This is a genomic window from Actinosynnema sp. CS-041913, from assembly GCF_050942485.1.
Classification (GTDB): domain Bacteria; phylum Actinomycetota; class Actinomycetes; order Mycobacteriales; family Pseudonocardiaceae; genus Actinosynnema.
Genome location: NZ_CP192037.1, coordinates 6,570,365 through 6,594,972, shown reverse-complemented (window position 1 = coordinate 6,594,972; position 24,608 = coordinate 6,570,365). Strand labels below are relative to the sequence as shown.

At 72.4% G+C, this 24,608-nt stretch carries 22 protein-coding genes; 13 read left to right on the top strand and 9 right to left on the bottom strand.

The features are described from left to right. The first annotated feature begins 19 nt into the window (after window positions 1-19). From glgX to treZ, 3 genes are read left to right on the top strand one after another with little or no spacing between them, the layout of a single operon-like run. Complete coding sequence (gene glgX / locus ACQPZF_RS29305; RefSeq protein WP_433262382.1) at window positions 20-2,143, top strand: glycogen debranching protein GlgX; 2,124 nt, start codon at window positions 20-22, stop codon at window positions 2,141-2,143. Beyond that, entirely contained in the window at window positions 2,140-4,305 is a 2,166-nt protein-coding gene (treY, locus tag ACQPZF_RS29300; RefSeq protein ID WP_433262381.1) for a malto-oligosyltrehalose synthase, read from the top strand. The genes glgX and treY overlap by 4 nt, the downstream gene beginning before the upstream one ends. Then, on the top strand, window positions 4,302-6,035 hold the full coding sequence (gene treZ / locus ACQPZF_RS29295) for a malto-oligosyltrehalose trehalohydrolase (protein WP_433262379.1): 1,734 nt from the start codon (window positions 4,302-4,304) through the stop codon (window positions 6,033-6,035). The genes treY and treZ overlap by 4 nt, the downstream gene beginning before the upstream one ends. Here the strand turns inward: treZ and ACQPZF_RS29290 are convergent. Together ACQPZF_RS29290 and ACQPZF_RS29285 are read right to left on the bottom strand one after the other, a co-directional pair. Then, window positions 5,984-6,472: an ANTAR domain-containing protein gene (locus ACQPZF_RS29290; protein ID WP_433262377.1), complete on the bottom strand. Its 489-nt coding sequence runs from the start codon at window positions 6,470-6,472 to the stop codon at window positions 5,984-5,986. The two genes, treZ and ACQPZF_RS29290, sit on opposite strands and share 52 nt — an antisense overlap. 197 nt (window positions 6,473-6,669) lie before the next feature. Further along, window positions 6,670-7,026, bottom strand: coding sequence for a VOC family protein (locus ACQPZF_RS29285; protein WP_433262375.1), 357 nt, complete (start codon window positions 7,024-7,026; stop codon window positions 6,670-6,672). Between the two features lie 70 nt (window positions 7,027-7,096). Between ACQPZF_RS29285 and ACQPZF_RS29280 the strand changes: the two genes are divergently transcribed. The 3 genes from ACQPZF_RS29280 (at window position 7,097) to ACQPZF_RS29270 (ending at window position 8,934) form a co-directional block, all read left to right on the top strand. Continuing rightward, window positions 7,097-7,279, top strand: a complete 183-nt coding sequence (locus ACQPZF_RS29280) for a CsbD family protein (RefSeq protein WP_433274734.1) — start codon at window positions 7,097-7,099, stop codon at window positions 7,277-7,279. A 1-nt stretch (window position 7,280) separates the two neighbouring features. Beyond that, window positions 7,281-7,901, top strand: a complete 621-nt coding sequence (locus ACQPZF_RS29275) for a UdgX family uracil-DNA binding protein (protein WP_433262373.1) — start codon at window positions 7,281-7,283, stop codon at window positions 7,899-7,901. 304 nt (window positions 7,902-8,205) lie between these two features. Beyond that, window positions 8,206-8,934 (top strand): SDR family NAD(P)-dependent oxidoreductase, encoded by a 729-nt coding sequence (locus ACQPZF_RS29270; RefSeq protein WP_433262371.1) that lies wholly within the window; start codon window positions 8,206-8,208, stop codon window positions 8,932-8,934. A gap of 55 nt (window positions 8,935-8,989) precedes the next feature. Here the strand turns inward: ACQPZF_RS29270 and ACQPZF_RS29265 are convergent, their stop codons facing one another. Both ACQPZF_RS29265 and ACQPZF_RS29260 read right to left on the bottom strand, forming a co-directional pair. Beyond that, window positions 8,990-9,508, bottom strand: coding sequence for a lytic polysaccharide monooxygenase auxiliary activity family 9 protein (locus tag ACQPZF_RS29265; RefSeq protein WP_433262370.1), 519 nt, complete (start codon window positions 9,506-9,508; stop codon window positions 8,990-8,992). Window positions 9,509-9,902: 394 nt separating this feature from the next. Beyond that, window positions 9,903-10,691, bottom strand: a complete 789-nt coding sequence (locus ACQPZF_RS29260; protein WP_433262368.1) for an SDR family NAD(P)-dependent oxidoreductase — start codon at window positions 10,689-10,691, stop codon at window positions 9,903-9,905. Between the two features lie 142 nt (window positions 10,692-10,833). Here ACQPZF_RS29260 and ACQPZF_RS29255 point away from each other — a divergent pair, with 142 nt between their 5' ends. From ACQPZF_RS29255 to ACQPZF_RS29245, 3 genes are all read left to right on the top strand, one after another. Further along, window positions 10,834-11,439 (top strand): TetR/AcrR family transcriptional regulator, encoded by a 606-nt coding sequence (locus tag ACQPZF_RS29255; protein ID WP_433262366.1) that lies wholly within the window; start codon window positions 10,834-10,836, stop codon window positions 11,437-11,439. A gap of 107 nt (window positions 11,440-11,546) precedes the next feature. Next, entirely contained in the window at window positions 11,547-11,891 is a 345-nt protein-coding gene (locus tag ACQPZF_RS29250) for a hypothetical protein (RefSeq protein ID WP_433262365.1), read from the top strand. Between the two features lie 103 nt (window positions 11,892-11,994). Next, entirely contained in the window at window positions 11,995-13,161 is a 1,167-nt protein-coding gene (locus ACQPZF_RS29245; protein ID WP_433262363.1) for a toll/interleukin-1 receptor domain-containing protein, read from the top strand. Window positions 13,162-13,346: 185 nt separating this feature from the next. Here the strand turns inward: ACQPZF_RS29245 and ACQPZF_RS29240 are convergent, their stop codons facing one another. Continuing rightward, a complete protein-coding gene (locus ACQPZF_RS29240; RefSeq protein ID WP_433262361.1) occupies window positions 13,347-13,679 on the bottom strand; it encodes a hypothetical protein in 333 nt (110 codons plus the stop codon). 230 nt (window positions 13,680-13,909) lie between these two features. Between ACQPZF_RS29240 and ACQPZF_RS29235 the strand changes: the two genes are divergently transcribed. Beyond that, window positions 13,910-17,212 (top strand): AfsR/SARP family transcriptional regulator, encoded by a 3,303-nt coding sequence (locus ACQPZF_RS29235; RefSeq protein WP_433262359.1) that lies wholly within the window; start codon window positions 13,910-13,912, stop codon window positions 17,210-17,212. 76 nt (window positions 17,213-17,288) lie between these two features. Here ACQPZF_RS29235 and ACQPZF_RS29230 read toward each other — a convergent pair whose 3' ends face one another. After that, on the bottom strand, window positions 17,289-18,173 hold the full coding sequence (locus tag ACQPZF_RS29230; protein WP_433262357.1) for a DUF4231 domain-containing protein: 885 nt from the start codon (window positions 18,171-18,173) through the stop codon (window positions 17,289-17,291). Continuing rightward, entirely contained in the window at window positions 18,170-18,784 is a 615-nt protein-coding gene (locus ACQPZF_RS29225) for a hypothetical protein (RefSeq protein ID WP_433262355.1), read from the bottom strand. Before ACQPZF_RS29225 ends, ACQPZF_RS29230 begins: the two co-directional genes overlap by 4 nt. A gap of 111 nt (window positions 18,785-18,895) precedes the next feature. Between ACQPZF_RS29225 and ACQPZF_RS29220 the strand changes: the two genes are divergently transcribed. Continuing rightward, window positions 18,896-19,924, top strand: coding sequence for an AI-2E family transporter (locus ACQPZF_RS29220; protein ID WP_433262353.1), 1,029 nt, complete (start codon window positions 18,896-18,898; stop codon window positions 19,922-19,924). Between the two features lie 120 nt (window positions 19,925-20,044). On the opposite strand, the gene ACQPZF_RS29215 is transcribed toward ACQPZF_RS29220, so the two are convergent. Together ACQPZF_RS29215 and gabT are read right to left on the bottom strand one after the other, a co-directional pair. Continuing rightward, entirely contained in the window at window positions 20,045-21,472 is a 1,428-nt protein-coding gene (locus ACQPZF_RS29215; protein ID WP_433262351.1) for an aldehyde dehydrogenase family protein, read from the bottom strand. Then, the gene (gene gabT, locus ACQPZF_RS29210) at window positions 21,469-22,755 is read right to left on the bottom strand and encodes a 4-aminobutyrate--2-oxoglutarate transaminase (protein ID WP_433262349.1); all 1,287 of its coding nucleotides are present in this window, start codon (window positions 22,753-22,755) and stop codon (window positions 21,469-21,471) included. Before gabT ends, ACQPZF_RS29215 begins: the two co-directional genes overlap by 4 nt. Before the next feature lie 81 nt (window positions 22,756-22,836). Between gabT and ACQPZF_RS29205 the strand changes: the two genes are divergently transcribed. Both ACQPZF_RS29205 and ACQPZF_RS29200 read left to right on the top strand, forming a co-directional pair. After that, complete coding sequence (locus tag ACQPZF_RS29205) at window positions 22,837-24,114, top strand: PucR family transcriptional regulator (protein WP_433274733.1); 1,278 nt, start codon at window positions 22,837-22,839, stop codon at window positions 24,112-24,114. Between the two features lie 46 nt (window positions 24,115-24,160). Beyond that, complete coding sequence (locus ACQPZF_RS29200; protein WP_433262347.1) at window positions 24,161-24,607, top strand: hypothetical protein; 447 nt, start codon at window positions 24,161-24,163, stop codon at window positions 24,605-24,607. Window position 24,608 lies beyond the last annotated feature (1 nt).

The window sequence follows — 24,608 nt, the reverse complement described above, 5'->3', positions numbered from 1 at the left end:
ACGTCCCGGAGGAGCATCTGTGCGGCCCTGGCCCGGAACGCCCTACCCGCTCGGCGCCGGCTACGACGGCGTGGGCACCAACTTCACCCTGTTCTCCGAGGTCGCGGAGTACGTCGAGCTGTGCCTGTTCGACGACGACGGGACCGAGACCCGCGTGCGGCTGCCGGAGGTGGACGGCTTCGTCCACCACGGCTACCTGCTGGGCATCGGCCCCGGCCAGCGGTACGGCTACCGGGTGCACGGCCCGTACGACCCGGCGCAGGGTCTGCGGTGCAACCCGGCCAAGCTGCTGATCGACCCGTACGCGAAGGCGATCACCGGCGGTGTCGACTGGCACGAGTCGCTGTTCGGCTACCGGTTCGGCCGGCCCGACGAGCGCAACGACCTGGACTCGGCCGGCCACGTGCCGCTGTCCGTGGTGGTCAACCCGTTCTTCGACTGGGCCAACGACCGGCCGCCGAAGACCCCGTACAACGAGTCGGTCATCTACGAGACGCACGTGCGCGGCCTGACCATGCAGCACCCCGAGGTGCCGCACCGGCTGCGCGGCACGTACGCGGGCCTCGCGCACCCGGCGGTGGTCGACCACCTCAAGGCGCTGGGCGTGACGGCGATCGAGCTGATGCCGGTGCACCAGTTCGTCACCGACCACGGCCTGGCCGAGAAGGGCCTGCGCAACTACTGGGGCTACAACACGATCGGGTTCTTCGCGCCGCACGACGGCTACGCGGCGCTACCCGAGCAGGCCAACCAGGTGCAGGAGTTCAAGGGCATGGTCCGCGCCCTGCACGAGGCGGGCATCGAGGTCATCCTCGACGTGGTCTACAACCACACCGCCGAGGGCAACCACCTCGGGCCGACGCTGTCCATGCGGGGCATCGACAACCAGGCGTACTACCGGCTGGTGGACGACGATCCGAAGTACTACACGGACTACACCGGCACCGGCAACTCGCTGAACGTCCGCAGCCCGCACACCCTCCAGCTCATCATGGACTCGCTGCGGTACTGGGTCACCGAGATGCGGGTGGACGGCTTCCGGTTCGACCTGGCCGCCACGCTGGCCCGCGAGTTCTACGACGTGGACCGGCTGTCCACGTTCTTCGACCTGGTGCAGCAGGACCCGGTGGTGAGCCAGGTGAAGCTGATCGCCGAGCCGTGGGACGTCGGGCCGGGCGGCTACCAGGTGGGCAACTTCCCGCCGCTGTGGACGGAGTGGAACGGCAAGTACCGGGACACCGTGCGCGACTTCTGGCGCGGCGAGCCCGCGACGCTGGGCGAGTTCGCGTCCCGCATCACCGGCTCGTCGGACCTGTACCAGGACGACGGCCGCCGGCCCTACGCCTCGATCAACTTCGTCACCGCGCACGACGGCTTCACGCTCACCGACCTGGTCTCGTACAACGAGAAGCACAACGACGCCAACGGCGAGGACGGCCGGGACGGCGCGGACGACAACCGGTCGTGGAACTGCGGCGTCGAAGGGCCGACCGACGACCCGGAGGTCAACGAGCTGCGCGCCCGCCAGCGGCGCAACCTGCTGGCCACCACGCTGCTGTCGCAGGGCGTGCCGATGCTGCTGCACGGCGACGAGCTGGGCCGCACCCAGCAGGGCAACAACAACGCCTACTGCCAGGACAACGAGGTGTCCTGGGTGGACTGGACGCTGGTCGAGAAGAACAAGGACCTGCTGGACTTCACCGGCGCGCTGACCGCGTTCCGGCGCAAGCACCCCGTGCTGCGCCGGCGCCGGTTCTTCCAGGGCAAGCCGATCCGCAAGGGCGACGAGCTGCGCGACATCGCGTGGTTCACGCCGGCCGGCGAGGAGATGACCGAGCGGAACTGGGAGGACGACTTCGGCCGCTGCGTCGTGGTCTTCCTCAACGGCGAGGGCATCCCGAGCCTGGACCAGCGCGGGATGCGGGTCCTCGACGACTCCTTCCTGGTCGCGTTCAACGCCCACCACGAGGACATCGAGACCACCCTGCCCGACGCGAGCTACGGTCCGCAGTGGACGGTGGTGGTCGACACGGCGACCGGCGTGGTGCAGGACGCCGACCGGGGCGAGCCGGTGCCGGCGGGCGGCACGGTCACGCTGACCGCGCGGTCCTTGGTGGTGCTCCAGCGGACGGGCGTCGAGTGACCCGGCCCGAGGCTCCCGCGTCGACGTACCGCATCCAGTTCACGCCCGACTTCACGTTCGCCGACGCCGAGGCCGTGGTCGACTACCTGGACGCGCTGGGCGTCGGCGCGCTGTACGCGTCGCCGCTGCTGGAGGCGACGCCGGGCTCCACGCACGGCTACGACGTGGTGGACCCGACGCGGGCGCGCGCGGAGTTCGGCGGCGAGGACGGGCGGCGGGCGCTGGGCAAGGCGCTGCGGCAGGCCGGCCTCGGCCTGGTGGTGGACATCGTGCCGAACCACATGGCGGTGGACGACGGCCCGGCCAACCCGTGGTGGTGGGACGTGCTCCAGCGCGGCGAGGCCTCCCCGTACGCGGAGTACTTCGACGTCGACCGGTCCGCCGGTCCGCTGCTGCTGCCGTTCGCCGGCTCGCCCGAGGAGGAGCGGGAGCACGAGCACTACCGGCTGGTGTTCTGGCGGCGCGGCAACGCCGAGCTGAACTACCGGCGGTTCTTCGACATCACGACGCTGGCCGCGGTGCGGGTGGAGGACCCGGAGGTGTTCGACGCGACGCACCGCGAGGTGCTGCGCTGGGTCGCCGCGGGCGACGTGACCGGGCTGCGGGTGGACCACCCGGACGGCCTGGCCGACCCCGGCGGGTACGTGCGGCGGCTCAAGGAGCGCGCGGGCTGCTGGCTGGTGGTGGAGAAGATCCTCGGGCCGGACGAGGCGCTGCCCGCGAGCTGGCCGGTGGAGGGCACGACCGGCTACGACGCGCTGCGCGAGGTGTGCGGCGTGTTCGTGGACCCGGCGGGGGAGCGGGCGTTCACCGCGCTGGCCGACGAGCTGGGCGTGGCGACGGACTTCGGCGCGGTCGAGCACGAGTGCCGGGACCTGGTCGCGCGCGGCATCCTGCGGGCCGAGGTGCGGCGGATCGCGGCCCTCGTCGACCACCCGGACCGGGCGCTCGCCGAGGAGGCCGTGGCGCAGGTGATGACCGCGTTCCCGGTGTACCGGTCGTACCTGCCGGAGGGCTGGGACGCGTGGCACGCGGCGGTCGCGGCGGCGACCTGCCCGGCCGTGCGGGCGCTGGACGAGCAGGTCCGGGCCGACCCGCGCGGCGAGCTGGCGACCCGGATCCAGCAGACGTCCGGCATGGTCGTGGCGAAGGGCACCGAGGACACCGCGTTCTACCGGTACACCAGGTTCGTCGCGCTGAACGAGGTCGGCGGCGCGCCGGACCGGTTCGGGATGCCGGTGGCCGAGTTCCACACCAGGGCCGCCCGGCGCGAGGCCGGGTCGCCCGCGGCGATGACCGCGCTGTCCACCCACGACACCAAGCGGTCCGAGGACGTGCGGGCGCGGCTCGCGGTGCTGGCCGAGCTGCCCGACGAGTTCGCCGCGGCGGTGCGCCGCTGGACCGCCGCGCACCCGATCGACGAGCCCGCGCTGAACCTGCTGGCGTGGCAGTCGCTGGTGGGCGCGTGGCCGATCTCGGCCGACCGGATGGCCGCCTACCTCGACAAGGCGGCCAAGGAGTCGAAGATCCGCACCACGTGGGTCGACCACGACGAGGAGTTCGAGGCGGCGGTCGCGGCGTGGCCGGGCGAGGTGCTGAACGGCCCGCTCGCCGACGACGTGGCCGCGTTCGTGTCCCGGATCGAGCCGCACGGGTGGTCCAACGCGCTGGGGCAGAAGCTGGTGCAGCTCACCGCGCCCGGCGTGCCGGACGTGTACCAGGGCACCGAGCTGTGGGACCTGTCGCTGGTCGACCCGGACAACCGGCGGCCGGTGGACTACGGGGTGCGGCGTCGGCTGCTGGACCGCGTCCGGGACGGCTGGCTGCCCGCCGTGGACGACTCGGGCGCGGCGAAGCTCCTGGTGACGCACCAGGCGTTGCGGCTGCGCCGGACCCGGCCCGACCTGTTCCGCGGCTACCGGCCGCTGCGGGCGGCGGGACCGGCGGCCGACCACGCGGTCGCGTTCGAACGGACCGGTCTGGTGGCGGTGGCCACCCGACTGCCGGTGGGCCTGGCGGCGGCCGGCGGCTGGGGCGACACGGAACTGCCGCTGCCGCCGGGGGAGTGGACCGACGTGCTCACGTCGCGGCCCGCCGCCCCGCGCCTGGCCGACCTGCTGGACCGGTACCCGGTGGCACTGCTGGTGCGAGGAGATCAGTGAGTTTTTCGGTGTGGGCGCCTCACCACGAGCGCGTCCTGGTTCGGGTGGACGGGCAGGACCACGAGATGGCGGCCGGCGACGGGGGGTGGTGGCACTCGCCCGCCGAAGGGACCGACTACGCGTTCGTGCTCGACGGCGACGTGCTGCCCGATCCCCGGTCGCGGTGGCAGCCGAACGGCGTGCACGAGGCGTCCCGCGTCTACGACCACTCGGCGTTCGCGTGGACCGACCAGGGGTGGACGGGGCGGGCGCTGCCCGGCGCGGTGCTCTACGAGCTGCACATCGGCACGTTCACGCCGGCGGGCACGTTCGACGGGGCGGTCGAGCGGCTGGACCACCTGGTCGACCTCGGTGTCACGCACGTCGAGGTGCTGCCGGTGAACTCGTTCGACGGGGTCGCGGGCTGGGGCTACGACGGCGTGCTGTGGGGCGCGGTGCACGAGCCGTACGGCGGGCCGGACGGGTTCAAGCGGTTCGTCGACGCCTGCCACGCGCGCGGTCTGGCGGTGCTGCTGGACGTGGTCTACAACCACCTCGGGCCCTCCGGCGCGTACCTGGACCGGTTCGGGCCGTACTTCGCGGGCAGCAACGACTGGGGTCCGGGCCTGAACCTGGACGGCGCGGACTCCGACGAGGTCCGCCGGTACGTCGTGGACAACGCGCTGGGCTGGCTGCGCGACTTCCACGTCGACGGCCTGCGGCTGGACGCGGTGCACGCGCTGGTGGACCGGAGCGCGCGGCACCTGCTGGAGCAGCTCGCGGTGGAGGTGGACGCGCTGTCGGCGGCCGTCGGCCGGCCGCTGACGCTGATCGCCGAGTCGGACCTGAACGACGCCCGGCTGGTCACCGCGCGGGAAGCCGGCGGGTACGGGCTGGACGCGCAGTGGTCCGACGACCTGCACCACGCGCTGCACGTGGCGCTGACCGGGGAGACGTCCGGCTACTACCCGGACTTCGTCGGGGCGCTGCCGACGACGCTGCGGGACGTGTTCTTCCACGCCGGCACCTGGTCGTCCTTCCGGCGGCGGCACCACGGGCGGCCGGTGGACAAGCGGCTGCCCGGCTACCGCTTCCTCGCCTACCTCCAGAACCACGACCAGGTCGGCAACCGGGCGGTGGGCGACCGGCTGTCCGCGTCGGTGTCGTCCGGGCGGCTCGCGGTGGGCGCGGCGATCGTGTTCTGCTCCCCGTACACGCCGATGCTGTTCATGGGCGAGGAGTGGGCGGCGAGCACGCCGTGGCAGTTCTTCGCCTCGTTCCCCGACCCGGAGCTGGCGGAGGCGGTGCGCACCGGCCGGCGGCGGGAGTTCGGCCGGCACGGGTGGGGCGAGTCGGAGGTGCCCGACCCGCTGGACCCGGCGACCGTGCGGCGGTCGACGCTGAACTGGGACGAGGTGGCGGAGGACCGGCACCGCCGGGTGCTCGACCTGCACCGGTCGCTGATCGCGCTGCGCCGGGCCCGGCCGGAACTCGCCGATCCCCGGCTGGACCGGTTCCACGTCACCGCCGAGGGTGACGTGCTGGTGCTGCACCGCGGTGCGCTGCGGGTGGTGTGCAACACGGGCCCCGACGCGGTCGACGTCCCGCTCGGGGCCCCCGGCGAAGTGCTGCTCGCGTCGGCCGACGCGACCGTGGCGGGGCAGGCGGCGCGCGTGCCCGCCGAGTCGTTCGCGGTGGTTCAGCTATCCGGCAGCCAGCCGACCTCGGCCAGCTTCTCCGCCAGGAGCTGACCGGCCAGGGTGACCTGGTCGGCGAGCTGTCTTCGCACCTCCGGCAGCTCGTCGGCGGCGGTGTCGACGGCGTCGTAGGCCGCGACCAGCCGCCGCGCGGCGTGCACCACCTCCAGCCCCGGCCAGTCGCCGTCGACCGGCCCGTCGGACTCGGCCGGCAGGTGCACCGCGCGCACGGCCTGGCGCGGACCCAGCTCGGCCGCGAGGTCGAGCAGCTTCAGGGCGATGGTGTGCAGCTTCACGTTGTGGTGTTGCGACATGGCGACCAGTAGCTGGAACCCCTGTTGGGGGGTGCAGCCCTGCACGGCCGCGATCAGGCCGGTGGCCTGCCCGATGACGGTGCGGGTCTGCACCGCCTTGCGCAGGCCGATCACCTCGGCCTCAAGGCTGGCGATCCGCGCGGCAAGCGTTCCGTCCAGTCCGTCGTCCCCGACCACGGTCGGGCTCCTCTCGCACGTCGAAACCGGGTCAGCGGTGCGTGCGAGGGCAGGCGGTGCCAGCTCCGGCAAGCCCTCAGCGGACGCTGACCCTGGTGCCCAGAACGCTGGGCGCCGGGGTGGCTTGCGGCTGGCTTTTCAACCGCGTAGACGATCACCGTAGTAGAGGCGGGTGCGGGGGAGAAACCGGAGGGTCCTCAGCGCGGCGGCAGCACGCAGAACTCGTTGCCCGCCGGGTCTTCCAGCACTACCCACGGCAGGTCGGGGTCGCGCTGCACGACCCGCGCGCCCAGACCGGTGAGCCGGTCGACCTCGGCGTCCCGGTCGCCGTCCGCCGCGAGGTCCAGGTGGAGCCGGTTCTTCACCTGCTTCGGCTCTTGCACCGGCTGGAGGAGCAGCAGCGGGCCGTCGCCGGCCAGCTCGGTGTACTCGACGCCCTTGGCGTCGGTCCACCTCCGGGTCTCCCGGTAGTCCAGGGCGGCGCACCAGAACGCGCGCAGGTCGGCGGCGTCGGCGGGGCTGTCGAGCGCGATGGCGATGATCCGGCTGGTCATGGCGGCCGGTTTCCCCTCGGCCGGGCGGGGTATTCACGGTGTGGACCTGAAGTCGACCGAAAGGACCGCCATGGGTGCCGACGACAAGGTCAGCAACAAGGCCGAGGAGATGAAGGGCCGCGCCAAGGAGACCCTCGGCGATGCCACCGACAACGAGCAGTGGCAGGCGGAGGGCAAGGCGGAACGCGCCAAGGGCGCGCTCAAGGAGGCCGGCGAGAAGGTCAAGGACGCCTTCCGCTCCAACGACCGCTGACATGGCCGCGCGCAGCGCCGCCCCGTTCGTGCCCGAGGGCGCGGACCTGGCGGCGCTGCGCGCTGCCGCGCGCGGCTGCGAGGGCTGCGACCTCTACCGACCGGCGACGCAGACCGTGTTCGGCGAGGGTCCGCCGGACGCCCGGCTGCTGATCGTCGGGGAGCAGCCCGGCGACGTGGAGGACCGCGAGGGGCAGCCGTTCGTCGGGCCGGCGGGGAAGCTGCTGGACAAGGCGCTGGCGGAGGCCGACCTGCTGCGCGAGGGCGTGTACGTGACCAACGCGGTGAAGCACTTCAAGTTCGTGCCCGCCGAGCGCGGCAAGCGGCGCATCCACAAGACGCCCGCCCGGGGCGAGGTCGTCGCCTGCCTGCCGTGGCTGCACGCGGAGCTGGGGCAGGTGCGGCCGGAACTGGTCGTCTGCCTGGGCGCGACCGCCGCCAAGGCCGTCCTGGGCTCCGCCTACAAGGTCAGCGAACGCCGGGGGCAGTTGGAGCAGGCCGACGACTACCGGGTCATCACCACCGTGCACCCGTCGTCGGTGCTGCGGGCTCCCGACCGGGCCGAGGCGTACGCCGCCTTCCTGGCCGACCTGCGCACCGTGCGTGACCACCTCGGAACGTGAAACGGCCCCCTGACCGTCTCCAGCACCAGGTGCGGGCCGAGCTGGACTGGGCTCGGGGTCACGGGGGCCGGGTGGCTGCCTGGGATTCGCCCAGACCACCTGGGAAAGGCCGGTCCTAGCGGACAGCCACCTCACGTCGAGTCCTGTAGCTATACAACTTCGGACCACCTCCTTCCTCGTGTACCGGGCACGTTATGCGGTCCGCCGAGCGCCTCGCAACGGATTTCCCGGTCGATGTCCGCGGCCCACCGCGACGTCCGATTGCCGCCGGATTCGCGGTCCGCGGTCGCCCAGGATGGGTTCCATGAACATCGAAGGCAAGGTCGCGCTGGTCACGGGTGGTAGTCGGGGTATCGGCGCGGCGGTGGCGGCGCGGCTCGCGCGGAACGGCGCGGACATCGCGGTGACGTATCAGAACAACGCGGACGACGTGGTGGAGCGCGTCAAGGGGCTGGGCCGGCGGGTGGTGGCGATCCGGGCGGACAGCGCGGACGCGGCGGCCGTGACGGCGGCGGTGGACGAGGCGGTCGGGACACTGAGGCGCCTGGACATCCTGGTGAACAACGCCGGCGCGTACATCATCGGGCCGGTGGAGGAGCTGGGGGTCGAGGAGTTCGACCGGACGTTCGACGTGAACGTGCGGGCCCCGTTCCTGGCCGTCAAGGCGGCGCTGCCGCACCTGGGGGACGGCGGGCGGATCATCAGCATCGGCAGCAACGTCGCCGAACGGGCGGTGTTCCCGGGGTTCTCGCTGTACTCCGCGAGCAAGGCCGCGCTGGTCGGCCTCACGAAGGCACTGGCCCGCGAACTGGGGCCGCGCGGGATCACGGTGAACCTGGTGCGCCCCGGCGCGACGGACACCGACCTCAACCCGGCGGACGGCCCGTACTCCGACGTGATCCGCGGCTTCACGGCGCTCGGCCGGTACGCCGAGGCGGACGAGGTGGCCGCCCTGGTGGCTTTCCTGGCCTCCGGCGAGGCCCGGTACATCACGGGTACCCAGCTAGCCGTGGACGGCGGCTTCACTAGCTGACCGGGGTGGGGCGTGCCTACAGGCTGGCACGCCCCCACCGGTGTTCAGTCGATCATCAGCTTATGTTCACGTCGATGCACGCGTAGAACGCGTTGGACGTGTCGCCGATGTTCCAGATCGCCAGCACCTTCTGCCGGCCGGACGCACTGCCGAGGTTGATGGTGTGCGACACGCTCGCGGGCGGCTGCTGCATCTTGCCGTCCACGAACCCGACCCGCTGGCCACCTACGTAGTACTCGTAGTTGGAAGTGCGGTGGCGGGCGGTGAACACCCAGTTGAACGTGACCGTCCGGCCGACGTTGGTGACCTTCCAGCCCTTGCTGTCGTTGTTCAGCTCGGCGAACCCGGCGTTGCCGCCGTGGCAGGTCCGCAGGCCCTTCGGGCCTTCGACGCTCTGCGGCTCGTACTTGATGCTGCCGCAGGCCACGGTGCCCTTCGCACACTGGGCCTGCCTGCTGGGCGGTGACGACACGTAGCCGTGGGCGAACGCCGGGGCCGTCGGCAGGGCGACGACCAGCAGCGGCGCGGCGAGAACGCCGGCCGCCATAGCGGCGATCCTTCGGCGGAGTGCCATGTCAGCTCCTCTCGGGTGGGCGGTGACTTCGCTGGGCGACCGGTCCCGAAGCAGCGTGAACCGCTTTGGGCAGGACATTTCACCCAACGCGGCGGCAGGTCTAGACCATACTCTGTGTGATTGCCGGGTGACAACTTTTCTGTCCGGTGAGTGTGGAACTGTCGTCCTGTCCGGCTGACGTTGTCGGTGTCCGGACCTGGTTGTCGGTGGGCGACGACAGTCAGTTTGGTGGACTACGAGAGGCGGCGGGTCGAACCGGGCGCGGACCGCGACCCGGCTCATGCCGCGCTCGCACGCCCCACGCCGCGATCCTCGCTCCGCCCCCGGAACCTGCCGCGACACCGCCACCACGCCGAGCTGCTCGCGCCGCACGCAGTCCACATCGGCGAGACTCTTACGGCGTCTTGAGGATGCCCCCATCGACGCTCCAGTTGGAGCCGACCGCGCTGGGCATCGTCGGCGACGCCAGCAGGAGCACCGCCCGGGCGATCTCAGCGGGTTCGATCAGCTTGCCGGTCACCATTCCCAACTGCTCGGGCATGGCCGCGAGCAACGTTCCGTGGTCGATGCCCATGCCCGCCGACAGCCGTCCCAGGTAGCCGTCCGGGCTCGTCAGGATCGCGGTTCGGGTGGCGCCGGGTGTGACGACGTTGACCCGGACGTCCGTGTCCCCCAGCTTCTCCGCCAGCCCTCGGGAGAACGCGCTCAGCGCGGCCTTGGCCGCGGCGTAGGACAGCGGCACCCCGCGCGGGTCACGCGCGGAGCTTGAGCTGATGTTCACGATCGCGCCCCGCGCCCGCGACAGCGCCGGCAGCGCGGCCCGCGTCATCTCCACGGCGGCGCCGAGGTTCAGCGTGAGAATGTCACCCCACGCCGCGCTGGAACCGCCGATGGGGTCGAGGAGGTCGGCGTCGGCCGCTTCGCCACCGCCGGCGTTGTTGACGAGCACGTCGAGGCGTGGGTCGCGCGCGAGCACAGTGTCGAGCACCCGCTGCGACGCGCCGGCGTCGAGGAGGTCGGCGGACACGAACGTCGCGCCGGTGGCTTCGAGCTCAGGAGTGCTCTTCCGCGACACGGCGACGACTTCAGCGCCTTCGGCGACGAACGCCTCGACCGTCGCCAGTCCGATGCCCCTGCTCGCCCCCGTCACGAGGACACGTTTGCCCGCAAGATCCAGATCCATGGTGGTTCTCCTTCGCGTCTGATTTGACCCCGCAAGTGTTACACCGAAGTCTCAATTAGTCGAGGAGGTGAGGCGGTCACGCTTCGGATGTAAGCTGATCCGGGGCGTCTCGGACGAGCCGAGCGAGAAGGAGGGGTGCCGGGTGAGCGCAGACGCCGAACCGCGGCGCTTGCGGGCGGACGCTGAGCGCAGCACGGCGCGGATCCTGGCCGCCGCCGAGGAGCTGCTCGCTGTCGACGCGACCGCCACGCTGGAGCGGATCGCCGACGCCGCGGGACTCGCGCGCGCCACCGTCCACCGCCGATTCTCCTCCCGGAAGGCGCTGCTGGAGGCGCTGACCGGGCTGCTCAACGAGCGGTACCTGCGCGGGCTCGACCAGGCGCGAGTGGCGACAGCACCGCCCGTCGCGGCGCTGTACCGGCTGACCGAGCTGCTCTTCGAGCTCAAGGTCGACAACCGGGCGATCATGGAACTCACCGTGGACCCGGCCACCAAGATGACACCCCTGAGCCCCGAGGTCACGGCCGGGCTCGAACTGCTGTTCAGGCGGTTGCGCGAAGTCGGCGAAATCACCGCCACCGATACGGCGTGGTGCTGCGCCATCTACCTGGCCGTCGTCCACGAAGCAGCACGGCTGCCGACGAACTCACCGATGCTGGGCGCCGCGGCGGGCGAGGTAGGCGCACGGACCGACCTGACCTACCGGACCGTACTGGCCGCACTGGGCGGCGACCGGCCACACGTTTGAGCTTTCGGAGGAAGAGAGCCGCCCTGATCTTCGCGTCAGGTAGCCGTTCTGGTGTGATCCGTAGTCCGGATAACCTTTCTCCCGTATTCCGGTGGCCCCCCAAGCGCTTGCGGAGTGCGGGCCTGGTTCGGGTCGGCGGCACGTCGGTGCGGCTGCGCTCCGACGCGGGCGGCGAGCAGGTGGTGCCGGCCGGACACGTCGAGGTCGACACCGGGCTGCCGTCCGGTGCGCCTCCCGGCGCCCGCCCGCGGCACGACTACGACCCGCAGACGACCACGTTGGCCGAGCGGCAACGGGCCAAGGCGGTCGAGTTGGGCGTCGGCCTGCGCACGATCGAACTCAAACGTGCCCGCTATGCCGCTCAAGGGTTGTGGGGTCTGGTCGACCAGCGCGCCGACAGTCGGGGTTCTACCCACGCGACCGCCTGCGATCCGGCAACTGGATCCGAATAGCCAGGCTGCTCGTGTCCGCCTCTACTTGGCGGAGACCAGCCCGGTGGGCCAACCACCCACCCGGATGATCCGGAACTCCGCCGGATGCGATCAAATGGTGGACGTGGACACGACAGCCAGACCGCCGCGACGGGTGTTCATCTCCTACGCCCACGAAGACCCGCTCCACATCGGACAAGTGGGCTTGTTCGCCGAACTCCTGCGCCAGTTCGGCGTCGACGCCCGCCTGGATGCCAACCACCCCGTCCCGGGGCAGGACTGGGCCGGCTGGATCAGGGACGAGATCGACAATGCCGACTACATCATCATCATCGCCTCCCCCGAGTACCGCGCCGCCGCCGACGGAACCACCCCCGGCGACCGCAGCCGAGGCGTGCAGACCGAAGTCGCGCTGCTCCGCGACCGCCTCCACCAGGACCGGCCCACCTGGACACGGCGACTGCTTCCGGTCGTGCTGCCCGGCTACCGCAGCTCCGACATCCCTGACTTCCTCCACCCCGGCACCAGCGACCACTACGCTCCCGCCCTCATCATCTCCGCCCTCACCATCTCCTCCCTCACCCCGCTCTTGGCCGTCATCAACCATGGACAAGGCAGCCGCAACGAAGAAGCCCGCGTCGAACGACAACGCGACAACCTCCACGGCACCCACCAACCGCCTCAGGACACGGACGAGTTGGACGCCCGACCGGTTGACGGTGACGGCGGAGTGGGCACGCTGGTCGGTGTGATGATCGTGCCGGTGTCGATCTACCTGGGTGACGGAACCGGTCACCGCGCGGTCGAGAGCGCTGTCGAGAACGCCTTGAGGGTCAGCGGGCTGGCGGTGGTCGACCGGGACGATCCGGTCATCGGGTCGTGGTTTCGACGGCTTCGGGCCAAGGCGGTTGGGTTCGGGCGCAGCGAACTGGGCGCGACAGCCGCGCACGCGGCGGAGACCCACCTGGTGCACGCGCAGGATGCCGAGGTGACCGCCCGGCTGATGGAACACCTCGCTTCGGTGATCGAGTCGCTGCGCCCGGAGCGCAACGCGGTGCTGCGCATCGGGGCGCTGCTCATCGTCAAGGTCGACGGCGAGCTCAGCGTGCTCCAACTGACCCCGGCACAGCAATACCGGCTCAACCACGAACCGCACCTCGTCCAGCAGCCAGGCGCGCTGCTGCATGCGCTCGCGGCACGGCAGGACGACCAGGCGGTGGAGCCCGCTCCGGTGTCGGCGTTGCTGGACGCCCCTTCGCCGCCGGGGTCGACGTCCGCCGACGTGGAGTAGACAGCAGCACGCCTGGTCAGCGGGACAAGATCCGGGAGAACGCCGGCGCATGGTCACCGGCAGTGGGATTGTGCCGGGCGTGACTCGCCCTGCCGTCGGGAGGTCCGACCTGGCAAGACCTCCGTCGCACTGATCCGTGGATCCGGATCAGTGCGACAGAGGCCGTCAGGTCGCGAAGTGCCCGGTCAGCAGGGGCGCAGTTCCGAGACGTACGGTCCGCGGCCTGGCTTGGACTCTCCGTGGTAGTCGCCGGGGGCGAGTGTGAAGCAGCCCCCGTCGGTGGTCCACGCCCAGATGAACCGCATCCGATAGGTGCCTGCGCAGAAGCTCCGCACGTTCGCGTACGACCGGATGGGATCGGTGGTGGTGTCACCCTGGGTGAGGATGACGCAGCTCGGGATGGCGGCCACAGTCGCGGTGGTGGTGACCGGCGCGGCGGACGCGACGGAGCCGGCGGACAGCAGACTGCCCACCGCAACGCTCGTGATCATCAGGCTTCGGGCGAGGTTGGTCTTCATCGCTGGTGACCTGCTCCTTTGGTTTAGGGTGCCTGTTTTCTCGCTATTGCCGTGCAGAAGAGCCGAACGGGGAGATCCACGGCGGCGTTGCGGACGTTGTGCGAGCCGCCGTGGGTCCTACGCTGGGGGGCCGGTCGTGTGGATCTCTTGCAGGGTTTCTGCACGGCCCCGCTCAAGCCGCTATGCCTGGTGGCCGGGGAGCAGTCAGGACGGGGGCGGTGGGGGTGGCGGTGGTCTTGCGTCTGCTGGGGGAGGTGGGCGCGGAGGTCGACGAGCGGCCGGTGCACCTGGGCGCACCCAGGCAGCGGTGCGTGTTGGCCGCGCTGGCGGTCGACGCGGGGCGCGTGGTGCCGGTGGACCGGCTGGTCGAGCGGGTCTGGGGTGCGGATGAGGCACCGCGGGCGCGGGCGACGTTGCACAGCTACATCTCCCGATTACGGCGGGTGCTGGCCGCCGCGCACGGCGTGGCCATCGCGCGCCGTTCGAGCGGCTACGCACTGATCGCCGACACGACCGCGCCGGTGGTGGACCTGCATCGGTTCCGCGATCTGTGCGCCGCCGCCGACGCGGAGGTCGACGACGAGCAGGCCGCTCGGCTGCTGACCGACGGGCTGGAGTTGTGGCGGGGGCAGGCGTTGACCGGAGTGGACGGCGAGTGGGCCGAAGCCGAACGCGACCGACTCGGGCAGGAACTGCTGGCCGCGCGGCACGACCTGGCCGCCGCCCGGCTGCGCTTGGGCCGGGGCGTCGACCTGGTGGTCGAGTTGGCCGAGCGAGCCGCCGCGCACGACCTGGACGAGCGGGTGGCGGGCCAGTACATGCTGGCCCTGCACCAGGCGGGGCGGACCGCCGACGCGCTTGAGCACTACCGACAGGTCCGCACCCGGCTGGTCGAGGAACTGGGCACCGACCCCTGCGCCGCGCTGCAGGACCTGCACGGCCGGCTCCTGACCGGCCGCTCCGAACCTCGGGTGGTGCTCGGTCGCGAGCCGGATCCACTGCTCGGTGCCGAACGTCATACGCCTCTGGACGAGGCGGGCGCACAACAGCGATCCCGACCGCGACACGACGCCGGCCGGGTCGTCCCTGCCGGCATCAGGCAATTGCCTTCCGCGCCACGAAGTTTCGTAGGCAGGGAGCAGGCGCTGCACATCCTGGACGGAGCGCACGACGAACCCGACGGCAGCCCGGTGGTGCACGTCCTGACCGGCACCGCGGGCGTTGGCAAGACCTCGCTGGCCCTGCACTGGGCCCACCGCAACCGGGTCCGCTTCCCCGGCGGGCAGCTCTTCGTCAACCTGCGCGGGCACAGCGCCGGGGCGCCGCTGACCGCGAGGCAGGCGCTGGAGGAGTTGCTGCAGGCACTTGAGGTCGACCCGACCAGACGGCCCTCCGGTGTGAACGGCGCGGCTGCGGTCTACCGCTCGACGTTGGCCGACCGGCAGATGCTGGTCCTGCTCGACGACGCCGTCGACGCCGATCAAATCCGTCCCCTGCTGCCCGGCACACCGGACTGCACGGTGGTGGTGACCAGCCGCAACAGGCTCGACGGCCTGGTGGCCCGCGAGGGCGCCCGGCAACAGCGGCTGGACGTGCTCGGCGCCGACGACGCCCGAGCGGTGCTCGACCGGATCATCGGCGGGATGCGCGTCGCCGCCGAACCCGAAGCGGCGAACGACCTGGTGGCGCTGTGCGACGGTCTGCCACTCGCCCTCCGCATCGCCGCCGCGCACCTGGCCGCCCAGCCGAACCGCTCGATCGGCGACTACGTCACCGCGTTGCGCAGTGGTGATCGACTCGCCGCACTGGAGCTGCACGGCGACCCGTCCTCGGCCGTCAGCGCCGCCATCGAGCTGTCGTACGCCGCCAGGACCCAGTCCGCACAGCGGGTGTTCCGACTGCTCGGCCTGGTGCCGGGACCGGACACGACCGCGCCGGCGGTCGCCGCGTTCGCCGACGTGGACCTCACCGATGCCGAGCGCGAACTGCGGGACCTGGTGGCGGCGAACCTGGTCGAAGAACCCGCTCCCGGCCGCTACGCCCTGCACGAATTGCTCCGGCTGTATGCCGCCGACCGTGCGGCTCAGGACGGGCGCGCCCCCGTGGACCGTCTGCTCACCTGGTACGCGAACGCCGTCGACAGTGCGGCGGACACCCTCGACGCGGGAAGGGTCCGCCTGCCGGGCAGCGCCCGGTGGGCCGGTCACGAGCCGATGTCCTTCGACAGCGTCGCCTCCGCCCTGGGCTGGCTCAACGCGGAGGCGTTCAACACGACGGCCGTCGTCGAACTCGCCGCGGCCACCGGTCACCACCGGGTGGCCTGGCAGGTGGCCGACGGGTTGAAGGGGTACTTCGTGCGGGGCAACACCGCGCACTGGTCGACCGTCGTCGGCAGCGCGCTGCACGCCGCACAAGCCGACGGCCACCCGCACGCGGTGTGCGCGATGAACAACAGCGCCGGCGTGCTCGACCTGATGCGGGGTGACTACGCCGCCGCGGTCGACCACTTCGAGTCGGCGTTGACCGGGGCGATCGCCGCGAAGTGGCCCTTGGGCGAGTGCGCCGCGCTGTCCAACCTCGGCATCCTGCAGTACTACACCGGCACGCTGTCCACGTCGTTCCGCTACCTGAGCCGAGCCGACGAGACCGCCACCGCCGAATCCACCTGCCTGGTCCACGCCGGCACCATCCTGATCAACCTGGGGATGACCGCGTTGAAGCTCGGCCGCCCGGCCGACGCCATCGGCTACCTCACCAGGGCGGGGGCCGTGCAGGACGAGTCCGGTCACGACCGGGGACGTGGCGCCGCGCTGATGGGCCTGGCCGAAACCCACCTGCACCTGGGCCACCTCAAGGAGACGGAGGACCTCCTAGAGGTGGCGGCCCCGCACATCCGGCGGGTCTCGGCGACCCACGAGATCGCGTGGCACCTGGAGGTGCGGGCCAGGCTCGCCGCTCTGCTGGGCGACCACGACCTCGCCGTGGAGCTGCTGGAGCAGGCGATCGAATCAGGGAAGGGGCACCACGCCGTCGCGGTCGACACGCAGAACACCCTGGCCGCCGTGCACTGCCTCAGGTCGCGGCTCGACGAGGCCGAGTCACTGCACCGACACGCGCTCACGACCGCCGACCACTCGCACTACAGGCAAGGGCGGATCGAAGCGCTGCTCGGGTTGGCGACGGTGCACCGCCACCGCGGCAACCTCGCACAAGCCATCGACGACGCCACCGCGGCACTCGACCTGGCCCGCCACACCGGCCACCGGTTCCACCAAGGACACGCCCACGCCGTCCTCGCCGCGGCCCACGTGCGCCGAGGGGACCACCGGGCCGGCGCCGACCACGCCGAGCAGGCGCGATCCATCCATGCCGAGACGGGGCACCTCCTGGGCGAGGCGCAGGCCCTGCTGCTACAGGCCGAAACGGCCGGACACGACTGCGCGGAAGCCCGCGCGCGTCAACACAGGCAGAGAGCCGAAGAACTCCTGTCCGGGATCGGTCTCCCCCTGGACATGCGGTCGCCCGGCTGGTGAACGGCCCGGCCTCCCGCCTTGGACGGCCGGCCGCGGCGAGGCGACGGAGCACCGAGCCTTCACCGCCTGCCCGGACTCAACTCGACGGACGGGTCCGGGAAGCCCGCCACATGGTGTGCTCCCGGCTCACGGCGTCCTCCGCGTCGGCCACTTCGGCCGACCACGCCGCCTCGTCGGACACCAGTTCCAGCCGGCCGCGCACGATGCCCAGCTCGTTGGCCGCGAACGTGTAGGCGCGGGCCAGCGTCGAGAGTTGGCGCACGCTCATCCACGCCGTCCCGGCCGCGATGACCGCCGCCACCACGCCCGCGAGGTCGATCCGGATCACGCCGACCGCCTTCGCCAGCGCCGCGCCGATCCCGGCCACCTCGATCGCCAGCAGCGACGTGCGCCACCACCCCGCGCGCCGCTCGTTGCGCCGTGCCCGGTCGGAGTACCAGTCCTGCTGGTCGGCGATGCGCTCCCGCAGGTAGGCCTGTTGGCGGGTGGCCAGGTCCGCGGCCCGCAGGGCACGCATCGCGTCGGTCACCACGGGCCGCCGCGACGGCGTGATGGCCGTGGTCGGGGCCTCCTCCAGCAGGGTGCGCAACTGGGCGATGAACTCGCGCTCGACGTCCCGCTCGGGCCTGCCCTTCGCGAACGGCGCGCCGCCCACGCTGAACTTCCAGGCCAGGCTCTTCGCCGACTCGGCCAGCGCCCGCCCGTCGTACCAGCGGTCCTCGGGCCGGGTGGACTTCAGGTTCACCTCGGTCACGGTGACCGCGGCCAGCGCGATCGCCGTGCCGATCGCGGCCAGGTCGACCCGCCCCACCAGCCACGTGAAGATCCCGGACGCGGCGGCCAGCACCGCCAGCACCAGCCGCAGCCGCACTGTCCGGACGTAGCGCCGCTGCCCGTCCAGCGCCGCGGCGTCGGCCGCCTCGAACAGCCCCGGCAGGTCCCCGTAGCGTAAACCGCTCATCCCGGCCCTTCCTCCTCGAACACCCGGCTGACGTGGGCGACAAGCCCGTCCAGCCCCACCACCCCGGTCAGCGGCGAGGCGGAGATCCGTGCGGCCCGCGGCTCCGTGCCGGCGGCGATCGCGTCGGCGGTGCGCCCGGTGCCCCGCACCACGACCAGCGGGCGCTCCCGCGCGAGGCTCAGCGCGGCGTCGTCGAACGTGATCTCGCCGCCGTTGACCAGCACGGTGACCGACGTCCGCGACCCGGCGACGAGCCCGGCGACCTCCGCGAGCCAGGGAGCTTCGTCGCCCCACCGGTCGCCGGGCACCAGCACGATGTCGGTGTGGTTCGGCTCGAACTCGGCCGAGACCCCGTCGGCCACGACGCCGATCAGCCGGAACCGCCCGCCGCCGGCGGCGCGGGCCAGTCCCATCGCCCGCGAGACCCCGACGTCCGTGCCGCCGTCGACCACGACCGCGCCGAGCGCGTCCAGGAGGGGCACCAGGTCGCGCAGGACCGCGCCGAACGCCGCGAGGTGCTCGGCGGCCATCCCGTCCGCGCCGCCGACCAGCACCAGCACCGGCCGGTCGCGCGGGAGGTGCGAGAGCCCGCTGCTGGACGTGACCCGCATGATCGGTGACGCTACCGCTCCACCCGGCCCCGGTGCCCCGACATGCCGCGTCGGACCGGAGGCCGCGTCGGACCGGAGGCCGATCCGCCGGCGCGGCCCTAGGCTCGGGCGATGCCCAGAGGTCTGGTGGTGTTGCTCGGCACGGCCGCCGCGGTGGTCACCGGGGCGGGCGTGATGGCGATGTCGTGGCTCATCGGCCCGGTGTTCCTGGCCCTGACCCTGGTGATCGCGGTCGGCCCGGTGCACACCTGGCTGCGCCGCAAGGGCCTGCCCGGCTGGGTGGCCGCCACCGCGCTGGTGCTGGTCGTGTACGCGATCCTGCTGTCGCTGGTCGCGGTCCTGGTCGTCTCGGTGGCGCAGTTGGCCACCGAGCTGCCCCACTACACCGGCCGCGCCCGCGAGCTGGCCGACGCGGCGGTCGGCGAGCTGGCCGAGTTCGGCGTCGGCGCGGACCAGCTCCGCAAGGTCGCGGACGGCCTGGACGTGGGTCGGGTGGCGGGCATCCTCGGCACGGTCCTGAGCAGCGTGGGCAACCTGGCGTCCAACATCGTCTTCCTGCTGTCCCTGCTGCTGTTCCTCAGCGTGGACGCGAACAACGTGGGCGCGCGGATGGCCGTGATCGCCGCCGACCGGCCCGACGTGGCGGCGGCGCTGGGCCGGTTCGCCGCGGGCACCCGCAACTACCTGGTGGTGTCCACGGTCTTCGGCCTGGTCGTCGCGGTCCTGGACGGCGTGGCGCTGGCCGTCATGGGCATCCCGCTGCCGATCCTGTGGGCGCTGCTGGCGTTCATCACCAACTACATCCCCAACGTGGGCTTCGTCCTCGGCCTGCTCCCGCCGACCCTGCTGGGCCTGCTGGAGGGCGGCTGGCAGCTCGCGGTCTGGGTGGTCGTGGTCTACAGCGTGCTGAACTTCGTGATCCAGACCCTGATCCAGCCCAGGGTCGTCGGCGACTCGGTGGGCCTCTCCGCCACCGTCACCTTCCTCGCCCTGCTCTTCTGGGCCTGGCTGCTGGGCGCGCTGGGCGCCGTGCTGGCCATCCCGCTGACCCTGCTGGCCAAGCTCCTGCTGGTGGACATCGACCCGAAGGCCCGCTGGGCGGACGCGCTGCTCACCTCCCGCGTCCGGGCGCCGGAATAGTGGCGGGACAGCGGTTCGGCCGCGCGCCACGGTGACGACCGGCGCGTCGGCGGCGCCGAACGCGAGTGCCGCACGCCCTCCACCGATCCACGGAGGGCGTGCGGCGACCCCGCGGTGCGCTTACAGGTCCAGGCCGGTGAGGACCAGGACCCGCTCCTCCGTCAGGTCCTCCATCGCCGAGCGCACGCCCTCGCGCCCGGTGCCGGACTCCTTGACCCCGCCGTACGGCATCTGGTCGGCGCGGAAGCTGGGCACGTCGCCCACGATCACGCCGCCCACCGCCAGCCGCTTCGAGGCCTGGAACGCCAGCCGCACGTCGTGCGTGAACAGACCCGCCTGGAGCCCGAAGCGGGACGAGTTGACCTTGGCGAAGGCCTCCTCGACCGAGTCCACGGCGGCGAGCACCACCACCGGCCCGAAGACCTCCTCGTCCACCACCTTGCAGTCCTCCGGCACCTCCGCCAGCACGGTCGGGGCGTAGGTCGCGCCGTCGCGGGTGCCGCCGGCCAGCACGCGGGCGCCCGCGGCCTCCGCCTCGTCCACCCAGGACTCGACGCGCCGCGCCGCCGCCTCGTTGATCAGCGGGCCGACATCGGTCGACGGGTCCTGCGGCGAGCCGGTGCCCAGCTTGCGGACGTGCGCGACGACCGCGTCGGCGACCTCGGAGTACACGTCGCGGTGGATGTACACGCGCTGCACCGAGATGCACGACTGGCCGCCCTGGTACATCGCGAAGGTCGCGATCCGCTGCGCCGCCCAGTCCAGGTCCGTCCAGTCGGGACAGACGACGGCCGCCGCGTTGCCGCCCAGCTCCAGCACGACGTGCTTGCGGGGCACGCGGTCCAGGATGCCGTAGCCGACCGGGCCGGAGCCGGTGAACGACACGACCGGCAGGCGGGGGTCGGAGACCAGCTCGCCGGCCACCTCGTTGGGCACCGGCAGCACGGACCAGGAGCCCGCGGGCAGGTCGGTCTCGGCCAGCAGCGAGCCCAGCAGCAACGACACCAGGGGCGTCGCGGGCGCGGGCTTCACGATGATCGGCGCGCCGACGGCGATCGCGGGCGCGACCTTGTGCGCCACCAAATTCAGCGGGAAGTTGAACGGCGCGATGCCCAGCACCGGGCCCCGCGGCGCGCGGCGGACCAGGGCCAGGCGGCCGGTCGCGGTCGGGTCGGTGTCCAGCCGCTGGAGGTCGCCGGAGAAGCGGCGGGACTCCTCGGCCGCCCAGCGGAACGTCGACACCGCCCGCGTCACCTCGACCCGCGACCACTTGAGCGGCTTGCCGGACTCCGCCGTGATCAGCGCCGCCACCTCGTCCGCCCGCTCGGCCAGCCGGCGGGACACGTGGTCCAGCGCCGCGGCGCGGGCGTGCGCGGGCAGCGAGGCGAACTCGGCGGCCACGTCCGCGGCGGCGGCGACCGCGCGTTCCACGTCCTGCGCCGTCGCGTTCGACGTGGTGCCGGCCAGAGCGCCGTCGTGCGGGCTGCGCACCTCCACCACGTCCTCGCTCGACGCGGCCTGACCCGCTACCCAGTACGGCGTGTTCATCGCCCAACTCCTTCACTGATGGCCCGTTCCAGCACGGTGACGCCCTCGGCCAGCAGGTCGTCCGGGATGACCAGCGGCGGCAGCAGGCGGAGCACGTTCCCGTGCGTCCCGCAGGTCAGGACGACCACGCCGGCCGCGTGGCACGCCGCCGCGACCCGCGCGGCGACCTCGGGGGTCTGTTCGGCGAACTCGACCGCCAGCATCGCGCCGAGGCCGCGCACGTCGCCGTGCGCGCCGACCGCCGACCGCAGCCGGGGCAGCACGAAGGCCTCGATGCGCCGCGCGGCGGCGTTCAGGTCGAGTTCCACCATGGTGTCGATCGCGCCGAGGGCCGCCGCGCAGGCGACGGGGTTGCCGCCGTAGGTCCCGCCGAGCCCGCCGGGGTGCACGGCGTCCATGACCTCGGCGCGGCCGGTCACCCCGGCCAGCGGCAGCCCGCCCGCGATGCCCTTGGCGGTGGTGACGAGGTCCGGCACGACATCCTCGTGCTCGCACGCGAACCACGTCCCGGTGCGGCAGAAACCGGTCTGGATCTCGTCGGCGACCAGCAGCGCCCCGTGCTCGCTGCACCACGCGGCCAGGGCGGGCAGGAATCCCGGCGCGGGCGCGATGAACCCGCCCTCGCCCTGCACGGGCTCGATCACCACGCACGCCACGTTGCCCGCGCCGACCTGCTTCCCGATCACCTCGAACGCGCGGGACGCCGCCTCCGGACCGCTGAGGCCGTCGCGGAACGGGTAGGACATGGGCGCCCGGTACACCTCGGGCGCGAACGGGCCGAAGCGGTGCTTGTACGGCATGTTCTTGGCGGTCAGCGCCATCGTGAGGTTGGTGCGCCCGTGGTAGGCGTGGTCGAACACGACGACCGCCGGGCGGCCCGTCACGTGCCGGGCGATCTTCACCGCGTTCTCCACGGCCTCCGCGCCCGAGTTGAACAGCACGGAGCGCTTCTCGTGCGTCCCCGGCGTCAGCGCGTTGAGCCGCTCGCACACCTCCACGTACCCCTCGTAGGGCGTGACCATGAAGCACGTGTGGCTGAACCGGTCGATCTGCGCGTGCACGGCCTCCGCCACGCGGGGCGCGGGGTTGCCGACGCCGGTCACCGCGATGCCCGAGCCCAAGTCGATCAGCCGGTTGCCGTCCACGTCGACCAGCAGGCCGTCCTCGGCGTGGTCGATGTAGACGGGCAGGGTCGAGCCCACGCCCGCCGCCACGGCTCCCTTGCGGCGCGCGGTGAGTTCCTGCGACCGGGGTCCGGGGATCTGGGTGAGCAGTCGGGGCATGGGACCAGCATCCGTCCCCGGAGGCGAGCCGGCCAGTGGAGGAAATGGCGATCGTGGACACGAACACTGTACAAAGTGTCCATGCCCCTCACGCTCGCCGGCCTCGCCCGCGAGGTCGGACTGCCGGTGCACGTCGACCCCGGCCTGGACCGGCCGGTCGCCTGGGTGCACAGCACCGAGCTGGCCGACCCCACGCCGTTCCTGGAGGGCGGCGAGCTGCTGCTGACCACCGGCATCGCGCTCGGCCCGTACCGCCCCTACGTGCGGCGGCTGGCGGGTGCCGGCGCGGTCGGGCTCGGCTTCGGCACCGGGCTCAGCCACACCCGGGTGCCGGCGGGGCTGGTCGACGCCGCCCGCGACGAGGGCTTCCCGCTGGTGGAGGTGCCGCGCGAGGTGCCGTTCATCGCGATCACCAAAGCGGTGTCGCGGGCGGTCGCGGTGGACGAGTACGCGGCGCTCACCCGCACCAGCCACGCCCAGCGCGCCCTCACCCGTGCCGCGCTGACGTCGACCGACGCCGTGGTGAGCAGGCTCGCCAGGCTGGTCGACGGCGCGGTGGCGCTGCTCGCCGCGTCCGGCGAGCCGGTGCACTCCAGCGGGGACCTGCCGGACCTGCGCGGGGAAGCCGAGCGGCTGGGGCCGGGCCCGGCGGGCGCGGCGTGGCAGGCGGGGGAGCGGCACGTCGCGATGCAGGCCCTCGGCCGGCGCGGCTACCTCGCGGTGTCCACCGCCGAGCCGCTGGACACCGCCGACCGCAACATCGTGAACACCGCCGCGTCCCTGCTCACCCTCGCGCTGGCCAAGTCGGACGCCGTCGACGTGGTGCGCGGCGAGCTGCGGACCGCGCAGTTCCGCCTGCTGCTCGCCGGGGTTCCGGTGGCCGACGCGCCCGAAGGACCGTTCCGCGTCTTCGTGCTCCCGAAGGGAACCGAGGAGCCGCCCGGGTTCTGGGCCGAGCACGACGGGCACGTCGTCGTCCTGGCCCGCGAACTCGACCGGCCCGCCCACGCCTCCAGCCCGGTGACCGCGACCGAGGTCGCCCGCGGCTACCGGGAAGCGCTGCGGGCCCGGGACGAACACGTCGCGAGCTTCGAGGACGTGCCCGGTTCCGGTTTGCTGGCAACGGATATCGCCCTCCACGCGGCCACCCTGCTCGCCCCGCTGGACGCCTCGCTGCGCGCGTCGCTGCGGGTGTGGCTGGGCTGCCACGGTCAGTGGGATCCGGCCGCGGCGAAGCTGGGTGTGCACCGGCACACCATCCGCAACCGGATGCGCCGCGTCGAAGAGCTGCTGGGCAGGTCACTGGACTCGCCGGGACTGCGCGCCGAACTCTGGTTCGCTCTGCACGCCGGCCGCTAAGCTGGCCCCGGCGCCGCCGCGACCATCCCGTTCAAGGGGGAACCCTGTGGCGCGTTTACGTTTCCTGGCGCACGCCGCGGCCGTCGCGACCGTGGCGGCCGGTCTGCTCACCGCGGTGTTCACCGGCACCGCCAGCGCGTGCCAGTGCCTGCCCGGCGGCGAGGGCTACAAGTACCACAAGGCGGACCACGTGTTCGTCGGGCTGGTGATCAGCGAACGCCGCGAGGGCGAAAAATACATCTACACCACGAAGGTCGGCAAGGAGTACAAGGGCGACGTCCCGCGCCGGGTGGAGATCGCCAGCCACTACCAGGGCACGGCGTGCGGCATCCAGCTCGTCCCCGGCCGCAAGTACGTGGTGTTCGCGCACGGCGACAGCAGCGACCGCCGCGTCGAGACCAACCAGTGCAGCGGCACCCGACTGGCCTCCGGCGGCCCGCCGACCACCTCGCCGACCGACGCGACCACCACCTGCGCCACGCCCGCCCCGTGAC

Bases quoted from the DNA above. Each gene is read 5' to 3' on its own strand.
- ACQPZF_RS29285 (WP_433262375.1), bottom strand. From the start codon at position 7,026: ATGACCAGCCGGATCATCGCCATCGCGCTCGACAGCCCCGCCGACGCC.
- ACQPZF_RS29280 (WP_433274734.1), top strand. From the start codon at position 7,097: ATGGGTGCCGACGACAAGGTCAGCAACAAGGCCGAGGAGATGAAGGGC.
- ACQPZF_RS29275 (WP_433262373.1), top strand. From the start codon at position 7,281: ATGGCCGCGCGCAGCGCCGCCCCGTTCGTGCCCGAGGGCGCGGACCTG.
- ACQPZF_RS29270 (WP_433262371.1), top strand. From the start codon at position 8,206: ATGAACATCGAAGGCAAGGTCGCGCTGGTCACGGGTGGTAGTCGGGGT.
- ACQPZF_RS29265 (WP_433262370.1), bottom strand. From the start codon at position 9,508: ATGGCACTCCGCCGAAGGATCGCCGCTATGGCGGCCGGCGTTCTCGCC.
- ACQPZF_RS29260 (WP_433262368.1), bottom strand. From the start codon at position 10,691: ATGGATCTGGATCTTGCGGGCAAACGTGTCCTCGTGACGGGGGCGAGC.
- ACQPZF_RS29240 (WP_433262361.1), bottom strand. From the start codon at position 13,679: ATGAAGACCAACCTCGCCCGAAGCCTGATGATCACGAGCGTTGCGGTG.
- ACQPZF_RS29230 (WP_433262357.1), bottom strand. From the start codon at position 18,173: ATGAGCGGTTTACGCTACGGGGACCTGCCGGGGCTGTTCGAGGCGGCC.
- ACQPZF_RS29225 (WP_433262355.1), bottom strand. From the start codon at position 18,784: ATGCGGGTCACGTCCAGCAGCGGGCTCTCGCACCTCCCGCGCGACCGG.
- ACQPZF_RS29220 (WP_433262353.1), top strand. From the start codon at position 18,896: ATGCCCAGAGGTCTGGTGGTGTTGCTCGGCACGGCCGCCGCGGTGGTC.
- ACQPZF_RS29215 (WP_433262351.1), bottom strand. From the start codon at position 21,472: ATGAACACGCCGTACTGGGTAGCGGGTCAGGCCGCGTCGAGCGAGGAC.
- gabT (WP_433262349.1), bottom strand. From the start codon at position 22,755: ATGCCCCGACTGCTCACCCAGATCCCCGGACCCCGGTCGCAGGAACTC.
- ACQPZF_RS29205 (WP_433274733.1), top strand. From the start codon at position 22,837: ATGCCCCTCACGCTCGCCGGCCTCGCCCGCGAGGTCGGACTGCCGGTG.